General features: G+C 68.4%; 15 protein-coding genes. 7 read left to right on the top strand and 8 right to left on the bottom strand.

The window, feature by feature from the left end; translation table 11 throughout:
- Positions 1-9: 9 nt before the first annotated feature.
- The 7 genes from siaA to KGR00_RS14715 all read right to left on the bottom strand — a co-directional run bounded on the left by siaA (position 10) and on the right by KGR00_RS14715 (position 10,084).
- Positions 10-2,064, bottom strand: coding sequence for a biofilm regulation protein phosphatase SiaA (gene siaA / locus KGR00_RS14685; protein WP_224419455.1), 2,055 nt, complete (start codon positions 2,062-2,064; stop codon positions 10-12).
- A 131-nt stretch (positions 2,065-2,195) separates the two neighbouring features.
- Entirely contained in the window at positions 2,196-3,179 is a 984-nt protein-coding gene (locus KGR00_RS14690; protein WP_224419456.1) for a lysylphosphatidylglycerol synthase transmembrane domain-containing protein, read from the bottom strand.
- The gene (locus tag KGR00_RS14695) at positions 3,176-3,949 is read right to left on the bottom strand and encodes a polysaccharide deacetylase family protein (protein ID WP_224419457.1); all 774 of its coding nucleotides are present in this window, start codon (positions 3,947-3,949) and stop codon (positions 3,176-3,178) included. Before KGR00_RS14695 ends, KGR00_RS14690 begins: the two co-directional genes overlap by 4 nt.
- Entirely contained in the window at positions 3,942-5,060 is a 1,119-nt protein-coding gene (locus tag KGR00_RS14700; RefSeq protein WP_224419458.1) for a glycosyltransferase, read from the bottom strand. The genes KGR00_RS14695 and KGR00_RS14700 overlap by 8 nt, the downstream gene beginning before the upstream one ends.
- 124 nt (positions 5,061-5,184) lie before the next feature.
- Positions 5,185-7,044: a cellulose binding domain-containing protein gene (locus KGR00_RS22450; RefSeq protein WP_275423182.1), complete on the bottom strand. Its 1,860-nt coding sequence runs from the start codon at positions 7,042-7,044 to the stop codon at positions 5,185-5,187.
- Positions 7,045-7,404: 360 nt separating this feature from the next.
- Positions 7,405-9,345, bottom strand: coding sequence for an exoribonuclease II (locus KGR00_RS14710; RefSeq protein ID WP_224419459.1), 1,941 nt, complete (start codon positions 9,343-9,345; stop codon positions 7,405-7,407).
- 109 nt (positions 9,346-9,454) lie between these two features.
- A complete protein-coding gene (locus tag KGR00_RS14715) occupies positions 9,455-10,084 on the bottom strand; it encodes an SDR family oxidoreductase (protein ID WP_224419460.1) in 630 nt (209 codons plus the stop codon).
- 210 nt (positions 10,085-10,294) lie between these two features.
- Between KGR00_RS14715 and KGR00_RS14720 the strand changes: the two genes are divergently transcribed.
- From KGR00_RS14720 to nagE, 5 genes are all read left to right on the top strand, one after another.
- Positions 10,295-11,038 (top strand): GntR family transcriptional regulator, encoded by a 744-nt coding sequence (locus KGR00_RS14720; protein ID WP_224419461.1) that lies wholly within the window; start codon positions 10,295-10,297, stop codon positions 11,036-11,038.
- Positions 11,039-11,162: 124 nt separating this feature from the next.
- On the top strand, positions 11,163-12,302 hold the full coding sequence (gene nagA / locus KGR00_RS14725; RefSeq protein ID WP_224419462.1) for an N-acetylglucosamine-6-phosphate deacetylase: 1,140 nt from the start codon (positions 11,163-11,165) through the stop codon (positions 12,300-12,302).
- Entirely contained in the window at positions 12,299-13,321 is a 1,023-nt protein-coding gene (locus KGR00_RS14730) for an SIS domain-containing protein (RefSeq protein ID WP_224419463.1), read from the top strand. The genes nagA and KGR00_RS14730 overlap by 4 nt, the downstream gene beginning before the upstream one ends.
- A 38-nt stretch (positions 13,322-13,359) precedes the next feature.
- Positions 13,360-15,873 carry a phosphoenolpyruvate--protein phosphotransferase gene (ptsP, locus tag KGR00_RS14735; RefSeq protein ID WP_224419464.1) on the top strand — a complete coding sequence of 838 codons (2,514 nt, stop codon included), beginning with the start codon at positions 13,360-13,362 and terminating at the stop codon, positions 15,871-15,873.
- Positions 15,874-15,921: 48 nt separating this feature from the next.
- The gene (nagE, locus tag KGR00_RS14740; RefSeq protein ID WP_224419465.1) at positions 15,922-17,595 is read left to right on the top strand and encodes an N-acetylglucosamine-specific PTS transporter subunit IIBC; all 1,674 of its coding nucleotides are present in this window, start codon (positions 15,922-15,924) and stop codon (positions 17,593-17,595) included.
- Positions 17,596-17,788: 193 nt separating this feature from the next.
- Here nagE and KGR00_RS14745 read toward each other — a convergent pair whose 3' ends face one another.
- Positions 17,789-18,868 (bottom strand): substrate-binding domain-containing protein, encoded by a 1,080-nt coding sequence (locus KGR00_RS14745; protein ID WP_129140541.1) that lies wholly within the window; start codon positions 18,866-18,868, stop codon positions 17,789-17,791.
- Between the two features lie 231 nt (positions 18,869-19,099).
- Between KGR00_RS14745 and KGR00_RS14750 the strand changes: the two genes are divergently transcribed.
- Together KGR00_RS14750 and KGR00_RS14755 are read left to right on the top strand one after the other, a co-directional pair.
- Positions 19,100-19,609 carry a formate dehydrogenase subunit gamma gene (locus tag KGR00_RS14750; protein ID WP_224419466.1) on the top strand — a complete coding sequence of 170 codons (510 nt, stop codon included), beginning with the start codon at positions 19,100-19,102 and terminating at the stop codon, positions 19,607-19,609.
- Positions 19,606-21,150, top strand: a complete 1,545-nt coding sequence (locus KGR00_RS14755; RefSeq protein WP_224419467.1) for a formate dehydrogenase beta subunit — start codon at positions 19,606-19,608, stop codon at positions 21,148-21,150. The genes KGR00_RS14750 and KGR00_RS14755 overlap by 4 nt, the downstream gene beginning before the upstream one ends.

A 21,150-nucleotide genomic window follows, 5' to 3' on the forward strand; every position in this document is an offset into this window, starting at 1 on the left:
GCGTCGTCCTCATGGTGACTCGTCCTGGGGCGGATCTCGTGGGTCCCGGTCGTCGTCGGACGACGGTCGATAGCGGAAACTCAGCACGGTGATGTCGTCGCGCTGCGGCAGGTCGCCGCGATAGGCCTCCAGCTCGGCCTCGAAGGCGGCGATCTGGGCCTCCAGCGGATCCCGGGCCCGCGCCTGGAGCATCGCCTCGAAGCGCTGGTTGCCGAAGCCGAAGCCATGTTCGCCACCGGCCTGGTCGAGGAAACCGTCGCTGCACAGGGTGTAGGTCCAGCCCGGATGCAGCGGCTGATGGGCGTTGGTGTAGGTCATGCGCCGCTTCTGGGCGATCGCCCGCTTGCCGCCGCGCTGGATCTCGAGCTGCTCGCCATCGCTGGCGTACAGCGACATCTTGGCGCCGGCGAAGGTCAGGGTGGCGCGCGCAGCATCGATCCAGACCAGGCCGATGTCCATGTTGGTGGCGATCGAGGCGGGCAGGCAGGCCTGATTGAACGTCTCGCGGGTCTGGCGATCGGTGGCGTTGAGAATCCCGGCGGGATCGGCCTCGCCGGCCTCGAGGATGGCGTGATCGATGATCGCACGGGCGAGCATGGTCATCAGCGCGCCGGGCACGCCGTGGCCGGCGCAGTCGACGACGCCGATCAGGCAGCCGCGCTCGCTTTCGCGGCAGAGGTAGAAATCGCCGCCTACGTGATCGCGGGGGCGCCAGAGTACCGCGTACTGGTGCTCCAGATCGGTGGCGAGCCGGTGGTCGGGCAGGATCGCCCGCTGGATGATGCCGGCATATTCCAGGGAGTCATCGATCTGGCGCCGGGCACGGGCCATTTCCCGATTGGCCTGCTCCAGTTCGTGGGTGCGCTCGCGCACCCGGGACTCGAGTTCCCGGGTATGGCGCTCGACCTGCTCGGCCATCCGGGAGAAGGCGCGCGAGAGTTCGCCGATCTCGTCGTCACGGCGTACCGCGAGTTGCGGCGAGTAGTCGCCGTCGGCGATCGCCCGGGCCGAGTGCTGCAGTCGGCGCAAGGGGCCGAGGATCAGCCGCTCGATGGCGTAGGTGAAGCCGGCCAGCAGCAGCGCCAGCAGCAGTGTCAGCCCGCCGAGCAGCGCCCATAGCCAGCCCGGATCGAGTATCCGGGCGGCCTGGACGTCGAGCGCGGTGATCATCACCCAGTCCAGCTCGGGGATGTAGCCCACCGAGAGCAGCCGCGGCTGGCCCTCGAGGCGGGCCTCGAGGGTGCGTACCTCGCCAGGATGACCCTCGGCGTACTGTATCGCGTCCGACAGCGCCCGGCGCTGGCCCGGATCGGTGATCAGCGACTGGATCCGCTGACCCTGAGCGACGCTCCCCGATGCCTCGGCCCCCGAATTGAAGGCGATGCGCTGGGTGTCCGAGTAGGCCTGAAAGGCGCCGTCGGGGGCGACGATCATCGGCGTCATGCCGTTGGCACCGTCGCGGATGAAGTCGTCGAGGAAACCGCTCAGGTCGAGCCCGCTACCGGCGATCCCCAGCGTTCGCTCTCCATCGCGTATCACCACGTTGATCCAGACCTTGGTCACGCCGAGTCGGTTATTGATATCGACGTTGATGTTGTAGGGCACGCCGCTCTTGAGCGTCTCGACGTACCAGGCATCCTCGGGGTCGTCGGGGTCGATGCGATAGCGTGGCGTGCGCGGGTCGGTCTCGCCGGGGGTATCGAAGTAGTAGTCGCCGCTGGCGTCGACCACGATGAAGAAAGTGTGGTCGGCGAAACTGCGGCGAAAGCCCTCGGCCTCGGTGAAGAAGCGCCGGCGCTTGAGCGGGTCATCCTCGTCGGCCAGCCAGGCACGGGTGGCCTGCGAGTCGGCGAAGCGCTGTGCCAGGGCGAGTTCCCGGGAAACCGGGGCGAGGATGCGCTGCATGTGCAGCAGCGTGTAGTTCTCGGCGTAGGCGGTCGCGAAGTGATGGCGAATGCCGTCGACGGCCTGCCAGCCGAGGATCGCGGCGGGCACCAAGGAGAGTAGACAGGCCAGCAGCAAGGCCATGGCCGACTTGCCGCGCAGCCCCCAGCGAACTGCCATGTGAATGTCCCTGCAAAGCGTTGGCGGCCTTGGATGAGGTTCTTGGCTGGCCGCTGTCGGCTAAACATGCCACAAACCCGCCTTTTAGACGAGTCTTGTCCGCCATCGGGACTGGCCGCGTTCCTGTTTTGTCATGACGAGCGGGCGATGCGCCGTGCCCGGCCGCGCCAGGCCAGCCAGAACGCCGGCGCCCCGGCCAGCAGGTAGCAGTAGTAGGTGACGAAGCGCCAGACGAGGATCGCCGCCGCCGTGTGACGGCCGCCGAGCATGGGCGTCAGCAGGGCGGCGACGGCGAGTTCGCTGCTGCCCGCGCCGCCCGGCAGCACGCTGACCTGACCGGCGGCCATGGCCAGCATCTGGATCAGGAAGGTCCAGGCCCAGTCGATCTGCCCGCCCAGGCCGCGTACGGCCAGATAAAGCACGCTGTAACGCAGCAGCCAGTGCAGGGTCGCGAGGGCGAAGACCGTCACCAGGATGCGGCGGGGCAGACGCAGGGTGGCGATCAGCGCGCGGCGGAAGTGCAGCAGGCGGCGTACCAGCCCGAGACGATGGCGCAGTGGCAGGCCGAGCCGACGTAGTCCGACGCCGGTGATCCGCAACAGGCTGCGGAAGTGGCGCAGCGTCAAGCCCGCCAGGCCCAGCGCCATGATCAGCGAACCGGCCAGCCCGGCCACCCAGACCGGCTCGACGCCGCTCGAGCCGCTGAGCAGATAGAGCGCCACGGAGAGCAGGGCGACGAGAAAGAAGGTCAGGTCGGTGAGCTGATCGACGGCGAATATCGCGCCGCTCTCGGCGGGGGCGACGCCGCGACGCGCCAGCAGACCCAGCAGGGTCAGGGGGCCGCCGCTGCCGCCGGGGGAAATGCAGATGGCGAACTCGCTGGCCATGACGATCCCCAGCGTCTCGCCGTGACGCAGCCGCCCGGCGCGGCCGGCCAGCAGCAGACGCAGGCGCAGGGCGTTGAGGTTCCAGCAGATCGCCACCAGGGCCAGCATCACGGCCAGCGTATCGAGGGGGAAGGTTGCCAGGGCGGCCAGGGCGTCGCCGCCGCCGAGGGCCAGCGGCACGGCGAGCGCCGTGAGCAGGGCGGCGCCGACCAGTAGACGTCGCTTCATGGCGGCGTCGCTCCAGGGGCCTGGCGACCGAGCCACTGGCGCTTGGTGATCGGCTGGCGGCCCGCGCGGATCTGGGTGACCACGATGCGCAGCCAGCGATCGAAGAGGCCGGGATGGCCCAGGTCGACCGGGTGGATGCCCAGGCGCAGCAGACCGGCCTGGCGGTGATGATGCGCCTGCAGCGTACAGACGCCCAGCGAGAGACCGCGCCGCCAGGCGCTGCGGGCGCTCCATACCAGGCCGGGCGCCGATAGCGGCGTGAACTCGGGTAGCCGATAGAGGCGCTTGCGGCAACTGGTATAGAGGAAGTCGCGACGCGTCAGGGCATGGCGTGTCGCCGCGTTCATCAACCAGGCCGGGGCGACGAAGCCGGGGGTGGGCCAGCCCTGGTCGGCGAACAGGGCCGCCCCGTGATCCAGGCGTTCGTCCACCGTGGCGTCATCGATGGCCTGGAACTCGCCCTCGCGGGTGTATAGGCGGCGCATCCACCACTCCCCGGGCGTGCGGGGCGGCGGCGCGTCGTCGCGATGGTAGTAACCGTGCAGGGCCAGCTCGTCGCCGCGCTCGAGTCGCCGCTGCAGGCGGTCGACGAAGGCCGGGTCGCCATCGAAACGCCCCCGGCCGTGGAAGTCGGGTACCACCAGCCAGGTCAGCGGGATCGGGCCGAGGGTGGCCGCCAGGGCATCCACGGCGGCGACGAAGGGGCGATACGCCGGCCAGGTCGCCGGCGCGACATCGTGCAGCACAATGGCCAGGTGACGCTCAGGCATGGCGCCGCCCTGAGAGGGCCGGGGAGTGGCCGGCGATCGCGCGATAATGGCCGAGCAAGCCGTCGACGACCGTCGCCCAGTCATGATGGCGCTCGACGTGACGTCGGGCGCGGTGCCCCTGCAGTTCGGCATCGTTGGCGAACAGCTCATGCACCGCACGCGCCATGGCCGGGGCCGAGTGCGGCTCGCAGAGCAGCCCGCAGCCCAGCGGCACGTTTTCCGTCAGCGCCCCGGCGCGGGCGGCGATCACCGGGATGCCGCTGGCCATCGCTTCCAGGGCGATCAAGCCGAAGGTTTCCTGGGTGCCGGCGTGGAGCAGGGCGTCGCTGCTGGCCAGCCAGTCGGCGATGGTTTCGGCGGGTGTGTAGCGGTCGATGACGGTGACGTTGTCCGGCACCCGGTGGGGCATGCCCGGGCCGATCAGCAGCAGGTGATAGCCGCGACCCAGCTGTCGGGCGGTTTCCAGCAGTACCGTCAGGTTCTTTTCCCGCGAGGCGCGGCCGACGAAGATCAGCAGCCGGGTGGCATCGTCCAGCCCCAGGCGCTCACGCAGTTCGGGGCGTCGGCGGCGTGGATCGAAGCGTTGCAGGTCGACGCCCAGCGGCTGTACGGCGACGTTGTCCAGCCCCATCGCGGCGAGGCGCGCTGCCATCGTCCGACTCGGTGCGAGTACGCGCTGACAATGGCGGTAGAGATGGCGCACGTAGCCCTCCAGGCGCCGCTGGCTCCAGCGGCCCAGCCGCCGGCCGAACAGCCGCGGCAGATCGGAGTGATAGAAGCCCACCACCGGCACGTCCAGGGCACGACCGGCGTCCAGCGCCGCCCAGGCGCTCAGGTAGGGGTCGCCGGCCTCGATCAGGTCGGGGGCGAGCTCGATCAGGGCGCGTCGCCAGACCTCGCGGCGCAGCGGAAAGCGATAGCCCTGGCCGAACGGCAGGCGCGGGGTGGCCAACTGATGGCAATCGCCGCAGCGATCGTCGGCGGCCCCGGGAATCAGCAGGCTGGTGCGTATCCCGGGGCGCTGTTCCAGCAGGCGGTGCTTGGCATCGAGGTAGGTACGCACGCCGCCGCTCGACGGCGCGTGGAACATGGTGACGTCGACAACGTGCAAGGGCGCGCTCCTGACCGGCGGACGAAATAGCGATCAGGCTAGCGCGACAATGCGACAATTCGACGACAGCCAAGACGGCGGCCCCGGCGGGCCCGCCGTCTTGGCGTTTGACGTGGCGGCGGCGTCAGCCGTCCAGCATGTCGAATCGGCCGGTGTCGATGCCCGTCAGCGCCACCGCGAGATCGTCGCCATCGGCGGTTTGTGCGCTGGGCGAGTCGGGGATCGAGCGGTCCTCGCCGTAAGCCCGGTAGGCGAAACGCCAGGTCTCGCCGGGTTGCAGCGTCCGCTGGTCGTCATCATGGACTCGATAGTCCTCACCGTCGCGCGTGAACTCGCCGTTCCAGACGACGTCGATGTCGTCGGCCAGAGTGAAGTGGAGCTCGGGGGTCTCGATGACCTCGTCGGAGCGGTTCTCGACGAACAGCTGGGCCACGTACCCGCTCGACCAGGCGCTGGTCACGTCGCCGCTCAGCGCCAGATCGGCGGCGTCGCTGTGGTGAGCGTCGGCGGCGAGAATGTCGTCGACCGAGGGGACCTCGGCGGGGTCTCCCTGTTCGCTCTCCCGGGAGGCCACGTCGAGGTGGGTGCCGTCGGCGAAGACGAGCTCTTCGACATGTTCGAGGGTGTCCGTACCGCCCTCGCCGGTGACGCGCAGCGTGTCGTCGTCGAAGTCGATGGTGTAGGCGTCGCGGTCGGCCATGTAGAGAACGCTGTCCCGACCGTCGCCGCCGTCGATGTGGTCGTCGCCATCGTAGCCGTCATCGCCCGGACCGCCTTGCAGGATGTCGTCGCCGTCGCCGCCGGTCAGGGTGTCATGGCCCAGTCCGCCGTCGAGATAGACGCCGTCGTCGCTGCCCTGCAGATGATCGTCGCGGCGCGAGCCGACCACGTAGTCGAAGCGGACCTGATTGGCATCGGGGTCGGTAATGGCGCCAAAGTGTTCGCCGCCGGCGTTGACCCACAGCGTCGTCGAGAGGTCGTCGGTCTCGGGATCGCGGATCGACTGCGCGACATGCACCCGGTTGTCGTGATCGCGGCCGCCGTGGAAGTTGACGTCCCGGTCGGTGGATTCCACGTGAACCTCGTTGCCGACCGACGATCGCCAGGAGGCGAATACCAGGCCGTGGCGCATGCCGCTGTCGATGAGCCCGGTAAAGTCGCCGTCGTAGCTCTCGTGCAGCTCGTAGGCGTAGCCGTTGCCGCCGCCCCCCTTGTTGAAGCTGCCATGGGCCTCGATGTTATCGACGTCGCTGTCGAGCACGCGGGAAAAGCGAAAGGCGGTCGAGGGCCCGTCGACGACCCGGATCTCGTCGACACTAGCGTTGACCGTGCCGTCCAGCAGCACGGCGTGATAGCGGCTCAGCGCGTCGAGGGTATTGTCGAATTCGCCGGCCTCGGGCCGACCCAGCTCGAAGTCGAGGGTAAACCCCTCCAGCGACACGTCATCGACGGTGTCGATACGTTCGACGTGGGTGTCGTCGCCGTCCAGGTCGAAGTGAACGCCGCGATCGAGCGTCAGGTCCCGCCCGTCGATGGCCTCGACGCGGGCCATGCTGGTGCGCAGTTCGGCATGATCCACCTTGCGCCACGAGGTATCGCCGATGTCGTCGAAGAAGTCGTCGTCATTGTCCTGCCAGAGGCGCACGGTGTCCCCGACGGCGAGCGTGTCGGGGGCGTGTTCCAGGCGGACCTGACGATCGCCCTCGTCGGCGTGGGTGTCGAGCGTGCCGATCGTCTCGCCGCGGCCACCGGCGAGGCGGATGGCGAAGTCGTCGTTCTCCAGCGCCTCGTCGCTGAAGGTGAATGTGGTGCGGTCGACGCCGGCGCCGATCAGCGAAATGTCGGAGCGACGAAGGGTGATGGCATCATCGAAGGTGTAATCTCCCGCCGCGAAGCGCAGCGTCGCCCCGCTCGGGGCGTCCTCGATCCGGGCTTCCAGCTCCCGGGCGGAGATATCGGTCTCGATATCGATGGTGCGGCTCATGCGAGGTCTCCAGTCAACCATGTCGGGCTCCCCGGCAGCGTCCATGGCCGCGGAAGCGTCGGAATCTCCTTGTCGATTGTGATGACAGGCCCGGGTGAGCCACTGCGTACCGGGATTTTCCTTTTTTCCGCGAGTCCTGTCTGTTCATGGAGCACGAGGCGAGGGATGGTAGCCAGTTGGCACGGTGCTGGAAAGGGGTTGAGGCAATTTTGGTAAATTAAATATCTTTTTTATGCATATTAGGTTTGGAAGGAGATCGCTGCCTGGCGATCCTTGATGCCATCATGATGGCACCATTTCGGAACGAAAACGGCGAGCCCACTGGGCTCGCCGTTGTCGTTCTGCGAGAGTGCCTGATCGTCAGGCAGCGGGTCGGGCGACCAGCGAGCGGGTATCCTCGCGGGCCTCGGTGAGCACCACCTGGATGTGGTCGCCGAGCTTGAAGCGCTCCTCACCCTCGACCTTGATGCGGCCTTCCTTGTCGTCGATCACCAGCTTGTCGCGATCGCTGTGGATCAGCGGCCCGGGCACGAAGGCGCTGGCACCGTTGGCGGTCAGGCGCACGCGCATCCCGCCGCGATTGATGGCGATGATCTCGGCGTCGAAGGTCTGCTGGTCGCGGGCGGCGGGCGTCAGATAGCGCACGTAGAGCCAGTCCTTGACGTCGCGCTCGGCCATGCGGTTGAGGCGGCGGCGCTCGGTGAGCTGCTCGGTGAGCGCGGTACTCGCCTCGGCGGGCGCCTGCTCGCCCTTGAGCACCCGCTTGATCAGCCGGTGGTTGACCATGTCGCCATACTTGCGGATCGGCGAGGTCCAGGTGGCGTAGGCGGGCAGCCCCAGGCCGAAGTGCGGACCCGGCTGCGCCGACATGCTGGTGAACCCCTGGAAGCGACGCAGGCGGGCGTCCAGCCAGGCGTCGTCGCGGCTCTCCAGGGCGCGCTTGAGCTCGCGGTAGCGGGGCAGTTCGGTGAGCGCCTCGCGCTCGACCTCGATCTCCTGGCCGGCGAGGAACTCCAGCGCCGCGTCGGCCTTCTCCGGCTCGAAGGCGCGGTGCACGTTGAAGATGCCGTGGCCGATGCGGCTGGCCAGCAGGTCGGCGCAGCAGGCGTTGGCCGCGATCATCGACTCCTCGATCATGCGGTTGGCGATGCGCCGGTCCTCGATGCGCACGTCGAGCACATTGCCGGCGGCATCGAGATCGAAGACGTAGTCCGGGCGGTCCTTGAACACCAGTGCGTGTTCGGCCCGCCAGGCCGCGCGCGCCTCGGTGAGCTTGGCCAGTGCCTCGAGCTGCGGCGCCACGCTGGCGCCGGGCGTCCACTCGCCCTGGCCCTCGAGCCAGTCGGAGACATTGTCGTAGACCAGCCGCGCATGGGAGCGCACGGTGGCGGCGAAGAAGCGATACTCGCCGAGGCTGCCGTCGGCCTCGACGTCCAGGCTGCAGGCCAGCGAGGGGCGGTCCTCGCCCTCCTTGAGCGAGCACAGGTCGTCGGCCAGCACCTCGGGCAGCATGGTCACGTTCTGCCCGGGCAGGTAGACGGTGAAGGCCCGCGTCCGGGCTTCCAGGTCGGCGGCATGGCCTTCGGCGACATAGCCGGTCGGATCGGCGATGGCCACCGTCAGCCGCCAACCGCCCTCGGCACGCGGTTCGACGTGCAGGGCGTCGTCCATGTCGCGGGTCTTGTCGCTGTCGATGGTGAAGAAGGGCAGCGCGGTGAGATCCTCGCGCTCGAGCCCCTCGTCGGCCAGTTCCCAGTCGTCGCCGGCTTCCGGCGAGGCCTGTTCCAGGGCGTGACGGGCGAGCGTCACCCGCCAGGGCACGGCCGGGTCGTCGCGCTTGGCGATCAGCTCGTCGATCTGGCCGAAGAAGCCGCGATCGTCGGGCTTGAGCGGGTGGCGCACCAGCCGTGCCACCACCCAGTCGCCGTCGGCGATGCTCTCCTCGTCGAGGCTGCGCTTGATGCGCGATTTCACCACGTTGTTGATCGACGGGTGATCCGGAATCACGGCCAGCCGCCCTTCGCGCTTCTGCACGCGGGCGATGAAGCGCTCCAGCGACTGCTCGATCAGGCGCTCGGGCTCGACCGACTTCTTGTCGCCGTCCTCCTTGAGGACCGCTTCGACGCGGTCGCCGTGGAGCACCTGCTTCATGGCGGGCGGCGGCACGAAATAGGAGTCCCCGTCATCGGTCTCGAGGAAACCGAAGCCACGCTCGGTGGCCTTGATCACGCCCTCGACGCGCGGGGTGTTGTCACGAATCTGTTGCTTGAGCTGCGAGAGCAGCGCGTTGTTTTGCAGCATGGGGGAGTCGGTACGATTGGCGGGGAACGAAGGGCCACTATACGGATTCGGGCCGCCGCCGCCAATCGCCGTGGGCGATCCGGCGGGCGGCGGTGGATTGGGGCGCTCGTCAGGCCAGGGCGTCGCCGATGCGCCGCTCACCGTCGAGCAGCGCGAACTCACGGCGAGTCAGCGCTCGCTCCTGCGCCAGGTACAGCAGGGCATGGGCGACGTTGGCGCGGGAGATGTGATTGTCACCGGCCTCCTCCGGCGAGGTCGCCAGCCGCAGGGTCGCCGCCTCGTCGGTCAGCCGACCGGGCTTGGCGATCACGTAGGGGACCCGGGAGGCGCGCAGGTGGTCGTCGGCGGCGTGCTTGGCGGCCAGGTAAGGGCGCAGTTTCTCCGGGCCGTCGAGGGGCGTCTCGGCGCGGATCGCGCTGACCATCAAGAACCGTGACAGGCCCAGCTCGGCGGCCAGGTCGATGGCGCGTATCGCGCCGTTCAGATCGATCATCAGGGTCTTGTCGGGCCCGGTGTGCGGCCCGGAGCCGGCGGCGAAGACGACCTGATCGCAGCCGTAGAAGGCGTGGCGCAGCGAGCCCTCCAGGTCGGCGATCACCGTCTCGATGCCGCGCTCGCGAAACCAGGTCTGCTGATCGCTGTCGCGGATCATCGCCTTCACGGGCAGCCCGGCGGTTCGCGCCAGTTCGCAGAACTGCCGGCCGATCTTGCCGTTGGCGCCGATCACCAGTGTCTTCATGTCACGCTCCTGTCGTCCGTCATTCAGGCGGCGTCTCCCATGACGCCTCTTCTGCTTCCTTGATGCGGTTGTCGGGTCGAAGAATCAAGGTGTGGGTAATGCCGAGTCGGCGGCAGCCGAAGCTTTCTAAGACCAAAGTAAGACCAATTGGTATTTGATTGGTATTCGAGAGGTTCTATAGTGGATTTACACAAGAGGAGAACACGCCCCATGGATCCCCGTTTCGCGCAAATGACGCTCGACCCTGGCCTGGCCACGCCGCTGTATCACCAGTTGGCGCGCCAATTGGGGGATGCCATCGAGGCGGGCGCCTGGCAGGCCGGCGAGGCGCTGCCCTCGGAGCGCACTCTGGCGGAGACCCTCGAGATTTCGCGGATCACCGCGCGCAAGGCCCTCGACCGGCTCGCCGAGCAGGGGCTGATCCGCCGCAGCCATGGCTCCGGCACCTTCATCGCGCCGCGCTTCAATCAGCCTCTGACTCGCCTGATCAGTTTCACCGAGATGCTCACCCAACGTGGCTTCACGCCGCGCTCGCGCTGGCTGTCGCGTGGCCTGAGCGCACCGAGCAGCGACGAGGCGCTGCGCCTGGGGCTTGCCGGAGAGGCCCGGGTCGCGCGTCTCAAGCGCCTGCGTCTGGCCGACGACGTGGTGATGGCGGTGGAGGAGAGCTGCCTGCCCGAGGCGGTACTGCCCGACCCGGGCACGGTCGAGACGTCGCTCTACAAGACCCTGGAAGCGGCCGGCAAGCCGGTGGAGCGCGCGCTTCAGCACATCACCGCGGTCAACGCCGATGCCGAGCTCGCCGAGCTCGCCGAGGTGCCGCAAGGCGAAGCGCTGCTCAAGGTCACCCGACTGGGCTACCTGCACGACGGCAGCCCCGCCGAGCTCACCGTCACCTACTGCCGGACCGATTACTACGACTTCATGGTCGAGCTTCATCGAGGCGCGAGATGACCCGGTATCGACCGCGGTAGACAAAGCGCTTTTGCGGGCGCGACGGGAAGGAAACGCAGTTCCGGACGCGATCAACAGGCGGCGTGCGACACCGGACGCCACATTTCATCAACCAGAGGTCGCCATGCTCCAAGGCAACATCCTGACTCCCGACGGCTGGTGGTTCGGCGAACTGCACTGGGACGCCGGCCGGATCAGCCGCATCAGCGGCAGCCCGGTCGACCCGGCCGATAACGAGGCGCCGCGCATCCTGCCGGGTTTCATCGACCTGCACGTCCACGGCGGTGGTGGCGCCGACACTATGGAAGGCGCCGCGGCCGTCGCCACGATGGCGCGCACCCACGCCCGCTTCGGTACCACCGGGCTGCTGGCGACCACCATGACTGCGCCCGATGACGAAATCCGTCGCGTGCTCGGCGAGATCGGCGAAGCCATGACGGTGGCCGGGCCGGGCGATGGCGCAAGGGTTCTGGGGGTGCACCTCGAGGGGCCGCACATCAATCCGGGCAAGCTGGGCGCGCAGCCAGCGCATGCCCATCCCGGCACGATCGACGAGCTCGAGGCGCTGTGCGATCTCGCGCTGATCCGCCTGGTGACCCTGGCCCCGGAACTGACCGGGCACGATGCCCTGATTCGGCACCTCGTCGCGCGCGGCGTTCGCGTACAGCTAGGCCACACCCTGGGCAGTTACGAACAGGGTGTGGCGGCGCTGAAGAGCGGTGCTCACGGCTTTACCCATCTGTTCAACGCCATGACCGGACTGCACCACCGCCACCCGGGGATGGTCGGCGCCGCCCTGGCGCATGCCGAGTTCGCCGAGCTGATTCCCGATCTGCTGCACGTCCACCCCGGGGCCATCCGCACCGCCCTGCGCTGCATTCCACGACTCTATGCGGTCACCGATTCCACCGCGGCGGCCGGCATGCCCGACGGCGAGTACCGACTCGGCGAGCAGGCGGTGACCAAATGCCTGGGGGGCGTGCGGCTATCCGACGGCACCCTGGCCGGCAGCACCCTGACCATGGATCAGGCGCTGCGCAACCTGGTCGGGATCGGTCTGTCCCTCGACGAGGCCAGTGCACGACTCTCGCGCCATCCCGCCGACTTCCTGGGTCTGACCGAGCGCGGTCGGCTCAGCGAGGGCTGTTATGCCGACGCGGTGGTGCTCGACGCCGCGCTCACCGTTCGTTCCGTGTACGTCGAGGGAACCCGCGTCGCGGGCGAGTGCGAGGCCATGCACGGCTACCAGGGAGATGCTTCATGAGTTCGTTGATGCTCGACGAGGCCCGGGATGCGCCGGGACGCATCGCCGACCAGCTCAGCCGCAATGCCGGCCCGCTCGAGGCGCTGGGCGCTGATCTGCGCCAGGCGCCCCCGCGCGGTGTGGTGACCGTCGCCCGCGGCAGTTCGGATCACGCCGCCAGCTACTTCGCCTACCTGTGCATGCAGAGCCGGGGCATCCCGGTGGCCTCGCTGCCGCCCTCGCTGTCCACGCTGGCGCGGGCACCCTGGCATCTCGACGGCCAGTTGTCGGTGGCGATCTCGCAGTCCGGGCAGAGCCCCGATCTGGTCGAGACCCAACGCGCGCTGTCTGCCGGCGGGGCACGAACCCTGGCACTGGTCAACACATCGCAGTCGCCCTTGGGCGCGGTCAGCGACGACGAGATCGCGATTCATGCCGGTGAGGAGATCAGCGTCGCGGCGACCAAGAGCTATCTGGCGACGCTGTCCGCCTGCGTCCAGTGGCTGGGGTACTGGGACCGCGACGCGACACTGCTCGAGGCGCTCGAGGCGTTGCCCGAGCAACTGCACCGAGCCTGCGATCAGGACTGGGCACCGGCCGTCGAGGCCCTGCAGGGCGTCGACCGCCTGATGGTGGTGGGGCGTGGTCCCGGCCTGGCGGTCGCCCAGGAGGCGGCACTCAAGTTCAAGGAGACCTGCGCGATCCAGGCCGAGCCGTTCAGTGCCGCCGAGGTCAAGCATGGCCCCATGGCGCTGATCGGCCCCGGCTACCCCGTGCTGGTGCTGGCCCCGCCTGGGCCCGAGCAGGCCGGCTTGCTGGAACTCGTCGACTGGCTGCGCTCGGTGGGCGCCCGGGTGTTGCTGGCGGCGGATGCGGGCGTGACCTCGCGTGACCTGCCGCTGATCGACGCCGGCCACCCGGCGCTGCAGCCACTGTCGGTGATCCAGAGCTTCTACATCATGGCCGCCGGGCTGGCCGAGGCGCGCGGCAGCAACCCGGACCGACCCCGCCACCTCGCTAAGGTCACCAGAACCCGCTGAACCGCAGTGACACGCACAACAACAACTTCGGAGGCATCATGGTTACTCTAGTTGCGATCACGGCGCCGGTCGACGGCGTCATCGTACCCCTCGGCGAGGTCCCCGACCCGGTCTTCGCCGAAGCCACCCTGGGCGATGGGGTGGCGATCGACCCCCTTGGCGACACCCTGTGCACGCCGTTCGACGGCGAGGTCGTGCAGTGCGCGCGCAGTGCCCATGCCGTGACGATCCGACACGCCTGCGGCGTCGAACTGCTCGTTCACCTGGGGCTGGATACCGTCCATCTGGAGGGGGCGGGCATCGAGATGCTGGTCGCGGTGGGCCAGCGTGTCCACGAGGGGGAGCCGCTGCTGCGCTTCGAGCCCGACCGTCTGGCCCGCGAGGCGATGAGCCTGATTACTCCGCTGATCGTTGTTGAGCCTGGCGGCTGGCGGATCGACAGCCGGCGCGGTGATCGTGGCGAACGGGTGCGACGCGGCGATACGCTGCTGATCCTCGAGGTCGCCGCGCAGGCAGCGACCGGACCTTCGCGAGATACGGGCCCGGCAAGGGAACGCGACGTGACGCTGGCCCTCGAGAGCGGCCTGCATGCCCGGCCGGCGGCCCGGCTGCGGGCCATTGCCGCCGAGCACGCCGTCGAACTCGACGTGCTCGCCGGCGAGCGGTCGGCCGACACCCGCAGCCTCAGCAGCCTGATGAACCTGGGCCTGGTCAACGGCGACCGGGTGAGGCTGATCGCCCGTGGCGAGAACGCCGAGGCGGCATTGGTCGCCGCCGGGCAACTGCTCGAGTCCCCGGAGGGGGGAAGCCACGGTGGGGATGTATCGCGCCCGTTGGCACAGGCCGGGGCGGGGCAGTGGGCTGGACGGGTGGCCAGCCCGGGGCTCGCGGTCGGCCCGGTGGTTCGCTACGCGCCGCCGCTGCCCGAGGTCCCGGCCGACGGGGCGGGGGCGGCGGCGGAAACCGCGGCGCTCCGGGATGCCCTTGCGGCCGTGCGCGTCGATCTCGAGGACGGCATGACGCGGGCCGAGCGCGAGCGGCATTCCAGCGAGGCCGAGATCCTCACCGCGCACCTGGCCTGGCTCGACGACCCGGCGCTCGCCGAGGCCGCCGAACGCTACATCGCCGCCGGTCGCAGTGCCGGCCAGGCCTGGCGCGAAGCGCTGGACGACGAGGCCGAACGGCTGCGTGCGACCGGCAACGAATTGCTCGCGGGGCGGGTCAATGATCTGCGCGACCTGCAACGCCGGGTGATGGCGTGCTTCGGCACACCACCGGTGGGCCCCGACATCCCCGAAGGCGCGATCGTTCTCGCCGACGACCTGACGCCGTCGCAACTGATCGCGCTGGCCGCCGCACGGCCGGCCGGCCTGTGTCTGGCCGCCGGAGGTACCACCTCGCATGTGGCGATCCTGGCGCGGGCGCGCAATCTGCCATGTCTGGTGGCGCTGGGGCCGACGCTGCACGAGGCGGCAGGCGAACCCGTCGAGGCGGCGATCCTCGATGCCGAGCACGGACTCTTCGAGCCACGCCCATCGAGGGAGCGTCTGACCGCCGTGCGCGAGCGGGTCGAGGCACGCCGTCGTCGCCAGGAGAGCGAACGCGAGACGGCACACGCCCGGGCGGTGACCCGCGACGGCCGGAGCATCGAGGTCTGCGCCAACGTCGCCGGCGCCGAAGAGGCCGAGCTGGCGGCCGGGGAGGGCGCCGACGGGATCGGCCTGCTGCGCAGCGAGTTCCTCTTCCTCGAGCGTGACAGCGCCCCCGACGAGGAAGAGCAGCGTCGCGAATACCAGGCCGCGCTGGATGCCCTGAATGGCAAGCCGGTGATCGTGCGAACGCTCGACATCGGCGCCGACAAGCAGTTGCCCTACCTGAGCCTGCCCGCCGCGCCCAATCCGGCGCTTGGCGTGCGCGGCATACGGCTATGGCGCAGTCAGCCCGAGCTGCTCGATACCCAGCTACGCGCTCTGGTTGGCGTCGAGCCGCTCGATGCGCTGCGCATCATGTTGCCGATGGTAAGCGATGCCGACGAGGTGCGCGCCGTGCGCCGCCGGCTCAACGAGCTGGCCAGCGAACTGGGGCTGTCGGCCACACCGTCCCTCGGCGTGATGGTCGAAGTGCCGTCGGCGGCGCTTTGCGCCGCCAGCCTCGCCGCCGAGGCCGACTTCCTGTCGATCGGTACCAACGACCTGACCCAGTACACGCTGGCCATGGATCGCGAGGATCCTGATCTGGCGGAGCAGCTCGATGTGCTTCACCCGGCGGTGCTGCGGCTGATCCAGGCAACCGTCAAGGGCGCCGCCGGGCGTTGCCCGGTGGGCGTTTGTGGAGCCGCCGCCAGCGACCCGTTAGCACTGACGGTGCTGGTCGCACTCGGCATCGACGAACTGTCGGTGGAACCGGCCCGCGTCCCCGCGGTCAAGGCGGCGCTGCGCGAACTCGACGCCGGTGCGTTGGCCGAGGTGCTGCCCGACTGGCTCGCTCTGGATGACGGCGGGGCGGTGCGCGAACGACTGACCGCCTGGCTCGAGGCCCGTGCCGCGGCGTGACCCATCCCCGTCGCGGGACCCACAACAAGATCCTCGGAGGATGACTCCATGCATTTCGACATCATGGGCGGCCTGCAGAAGCTCGGTCGCTCGCTCATGCTACCCATCGCCGTGTTGCCGGTGGCCGGGCTTCTGCTACGCCTCGGCCAGCCGGATCTGCTCGATATCGCCTTCATCGCCGATGCCGGTAATGCGATCTTCGCCAATCTGGCGCTGATATTCGCCATCGGCCTGGCGGTGGGGTTCGCCAATGACAGCAATGGTGCCGCGGGGCTCGCCGGGGTGGTCGGCTATCTAGTCCTCGATGCCGTGCTGCACACGCTCAACGCGGACATCAACATGGGGGTGCTCTCGGGCATCATCATCGGCGCCGTGGCGGGGGGGCTGTACAACCGCTTCAAGGACATCAAACTGCCCGAGTATCTGGCATTCTTCGGCGGACGTCGCTTCGTGCCGATCGTCACCGGGCTCGCCGCGGTGTTGCTGGGCATGCTGTTCGGCGTTATCTGGCCGACCGTGCAGACCGGGATCGACACCCTCGGCCAGTGGCTGATCCAGGCCGGCGACCTGGGGCTGTTCGTCTACGGCGTGCTCAACCGTCTGTTGATCGTCACCGGATTGCACCACGTGCTCAACAGCTTCGTATGGTTCGTGTTCGGCAGCTTCGATGGTGCCACCGGCGATCTCAACCGCTTCTTCGCCGGCGACCCCAGTGCGGGCAGCTTCATGGCCGGCTTCTTCCCGGTGATGATGTTCGGCCTGCCGGCAGCGGCGCTGGCAATGTATCACGCGGCGCCCATAGCGCGCCGTCATCAGGTCGGCGGGCTGCTGCTGTCACTGGCGTTGACCGCCTTCCTCACCGGGGTCACCGAGCCGATCGAGTTCACCTTCATGTTCCTGGCGCCGGGGCTCTATGCGCTGCATGCCGTGCTCACCGGGCTGTCGATGGTGGTAATGCACCTGCTTGACGTCAAGTTGGGCTTCACCTTCTCCGCTGGCGCCTTCGACTATGCGCTTTCCTATGGCCTGTCGACCAATGGCTGGCTGATGATTCCGGTGGGGCTGGCCTATGCGGTGATCTACTACGGGGTGTTCCGCTGGGCGATCGTGCGCTTCGACCTGCCGACGCCGGGGCGCGAGCCGGAATCGGCCACGACTCGCGATGCTGCGGTCGATGTTGGCGAGCGTGGTCCGGCGTTCGTCCGGGCGCTGGGCGGTGCCGCCAATCTGACCAGCGTCGGCGCCTGCACCACCCGGCTGCGGCTGGTGCTCGGCGACGCCGCGGCGATCGACGAGCCCATGCTCAAGCGGCTCGGCGCGCGTGGTGTGCTACATCTGCGGGGCGGTGGCCTGCAGGTGGTGCTGGGACCGATCGCCGATGGCGTGGCCGACGAGATCCGTGCGGCGATGGCCGCCGAGGGGGCCGTGCCGACGAGCGCTGCCGATGTCGAGCCGGCCTCGGCCATTAGCGAGTCACCGGCGCTGACTGAGGACGAGGGCGAACGCTGGTGGACGGCCCTTGGCGGTCGACGCAACGTGTGCGAGGCCGAGGCGGTCGCCGTGACCCGGGTGCGGTTACGCCTTGCGGACGGCGAGCGGTTCGACGAGGCGGCCTTGCAGGCATTGGGCGCATCGGGCGTCCAGCGGCTCGGTGACGACCTGATCCATGTCCTGCTCGGAGAGCGAGCGGGTTCTGTCGCCCGCTACCTGGCACCGTCCTGAGTGCCGACGGCGACGGCACGAGCGTTTGAACGGCATTTCGTTCGGCCGTCGCCCACCTGAGGTCATGCCATGCCCGGCGATCGTACTCTACGTCGGGTGCCCTTCCTGATCGGTCTGTACATTGCGCTGGCCAAGGCGGCGGCGCTGTTCTGAAAGGCGGCTGACCCGCCGGTGATGGTTGAGCGCCGGCGGGTCAATGGCGGTCGCTTTCCAGCAACTGCGCGAAGGTGCAGATCTCTCCGCAGCGATCCGGCGCATAGCCGACCAGTTTGTCGATCTCGGTCAGGAAGGGCGCCGACGTCATCAGCGATAGCAACTGTTGCATGTTGTCCTGCTTCAGCCGGTCTTCGGGGCAGATCAACAGGTAGTGCTCGCTGGAGAGGTGGATGAAGTCGAGGCCGAACTGGGCCGCGGCGGCCTCCACGCCGAAGCCGACATCGGCCATGCCGGCGGCGACGTAGGCCGCCACGGCGGTATGGGTGAACTCCTCGTGTTCGGCGCCGTTGATCTGGCCTTCGGTGATGCCCTGCTCGGCCAGCAGCATGTTGAAGAGAATACGGGTTCCGGAGTGTTCGTCGCGGTTGATGAAGCGGATGTCCGGACGCGTGAGATCGGCCAGCCCGGTCACCGTGTCGCGGCTGTCTCGGCGGATGATCAGTCCCTGCTCGCGGGTGACGAAGCGAATGACCCGCAGGTTCTTCAGGTCGAGCTGCTCGCGATAGGCGCGCATGACGCGCTCCGCCAGGCGCGGGCAGGCCGGGAAATGAAAACTGGCCAGGTCGCAGTCGCCGCGGCCGAGGGCGTTCAGCGCCTCCGTCGGATTGCAGTACTGCAGGTCCAGTTCCACCCGGTCGGCGAAGCGGGGCAGCAGAGCGACGGCATAGCCGTGACTGGCGTGCAGCCGCAGGACCGGGTGCGCGCCGGCCAGCAGCTGCTGGAGCTGGTTGTTCAATTCCGACGCCATGCTGTCCATTTGCGGCCCCAGGCGTGCTTTCACGCGCTGCTCGGACCAGAGTAACGTTTCACCGAGCGTCGACAGACGGGTACCGCGCCCCTTGTGCATGTCCACCAGCGGCAAGCCGAAGAAGTCGTTGCCGCGATTGAGGAGGTTCCAGGCATGACGGTAGGAAACGCCGGCCTGACGGGCCGCCAGCGTCAGCTTGCCCCCGTCGCGGATGCCCTCGAGCAGGCGAAAGAGCACGGGGTCGAACAGCTCGCCGTCCTCGCTCTTGAACAACCAGGCCGGCGAGATCTGCAGCTTTTTTCTATGCACGGTTTTGCCTATTTGTGAGTGAAATACGGCGTGCTATTTTCCACGAAAATGGCCTTCCTGCTGCTGCCAAGGGCTGGCAAGTTAGTTCATAGGTTGGCCAGCGACAAGACCCGTGACAAGCGTTGCCGGTTTTCGGCTCGCGACATGCCTGACGCGTCGTGCCCGCGAGCCGCTGACGACCAGACGACAACAACCTGATGTCGAACGACAATAACTGATGAGAGCCCAGCCATGACGCCCTCCGACACACGCCAGCCGCAGGCGTGGACTCGGGAATCGATCCAGCGCGAAGTCGATGCGCTGAAGGACGAGCCCGGGGCCATGCTGCCGATACTTCATGCCATCCAGGACCGCTTCGGCCACGTGCCGGACGCCGCGGTGCCGATCATCGCCGACGCCCTGCGGCAGACCCGTGCCGAAGTGCATGGGGTGATCAGTTTCTACCATCACTTTCGCCGCCACCCGGTGGGCAGTCACGTGATCCATGTCTGCCGTGCCGAGGCCTGCCAGGCGGTCGGCGCGCGCCAGCTGGAAGCCCACGTCAAGGCGCGCCTCGGCGTCGACTACCACCAGACCACCCGCGACAACGAGTTCACCCTCGAGCCGGTGTATTGCCTGGGCAATTGCGCCTGCGGGCCGTCGATTCGCGTGGATGACACCATCCATGGCCGAGTGAGCGCGGCGAAATTCGATACCCTGGTGGACGACCTCACCACGACGGTCGTGGAGGTGAAAGGATGACGGTGACCGTTTACGTACCCGGCGATACCACCGCCTTGGCTATGGGCGCCGATGTCGTCGCCGAGACGATCGAGCGTACGGTGCGCCATCAGGGCGCGGCGGTGACGGTGATCCGCAACGGCTCCCGCGGGCTGTTCTGGCTGGAGCCGCTGGTCGAGGTGGCGACCGCCGCGGGGCGGGTGGCCTACGGGCCGGTCGAGCCGGGCGAGATCGCGGGGCTGATCGAGGCCGGGCTGTTCGAGGGGCGTCAGGATCATCCGCTGGCCCTGGGGCCGACCGAGGAGATCCCCTACCTGAAGAATCAGCAGCGCCTGACCTTCTCGCGCATCGGCGTGACCGATCCGCTGTCCATCGACGACTACCGGGCCCATCATGGCTTCGCCGGGCTGGAGCGGGCGCTGACTCTGGACGCCCAGGCCATCGTCGACGAGGTCAAAACCTCCGGCCTGCGCGGGCGCGGCGGGGCGGCGTTTCCCACCGGCATCAAGTGGCAGACCGTTCACGACGAGCCGCCGGGCCAGAAATACATCGTCTGCAACGCCGACGAGGGCGACTCCGGCACCTTCGCCGACCGGCTGGTGATGGAGTGCGACCCCTACATGCTGATCGAGGGCATGACCATCGCCGGCCTGGCCGTGGGCGCCACCCAGGGCTACGTCTATCTGCGCTCGGAGTACCCGCTGGCGCAAAAGATCTTTAACCAGGCCCTGGAGCGCGCCTACGGGGCGGGCTATCTGGGCGAGGACATCCGTGGCAGCGGCAAGCGTTTCGACCTGGAAGTACGCCTGGGCGCCGGCGCCTACATCTGCGGCGAGGAGACCTCGCTGCTCGAGAGTCTCGAGGGCAAGCGCGGCATGGTGCGTGCCAAGCCGCCGCTGCCCGCCATCAAGGGGCTGTTTGGCCGACCGACTGTGGTCAACAACGTGCTCTCGCTGGCCGCGGTGCCGTTCATCCTCGAACGTGGCGCCCAGGCCTACGCCGACTACGGCATGGGCAAGTCGCGGGGCACCGTAGCGATGCAGCTGGCGGGCAACGTCAAGCGCGGCGGGCTGGTCGAGCTGGCGTTCGGCTCCACCCTGCGCGAGCTGATGGAGGGCTTCGGCGGCGGCACCCTGAGCGGACGGCCGCTCAAGGCCGTCCAGGTGGGGGGGCCGCTGGGCGCCTATCTGCCCGAGAGCCAGTGGGACAATCCCATCGATTACGAAGGCTTCGCCGCCTTCGGCGGCGTGGTCGGTCACGGCGGCGTGGTGATGTTCGACGACAGCGTCGACATGGGCGAGCAGGCGCGCTTCGCCATGGAATTCTGCAGCGTCGAGTCCTGCGGCAAGTGCACGCCCTGTCGGATCGGCGCGGTGCGCGGTGTGGAAGTGATCGATCGCATCCGGACGGGTACCGACAGCGACGCCAATCTCGAACTCCTGTCCGATCTCTGCGAAACCATGGTGGACGGGTCGCTGTGCGCCATGGGCGGAATGACGCCCTTCCCGGTGCAGAGCGTCATGCAGCATTTCCCCGACGACCTGCAACCCCGGCAAGTCTGA

Origin of the sequence: Modicisalibacter sp. MOD 31.J (genome assembly GCF_020147985.1) — a bacterium.
Taxonomy (GTDB): Bacteria; Pseudomonadota; Gammaproteobacteria; order Pseudomonadales; family Halomonadaceae; genus Modicisalibacter; species Modicisalibacter coralii.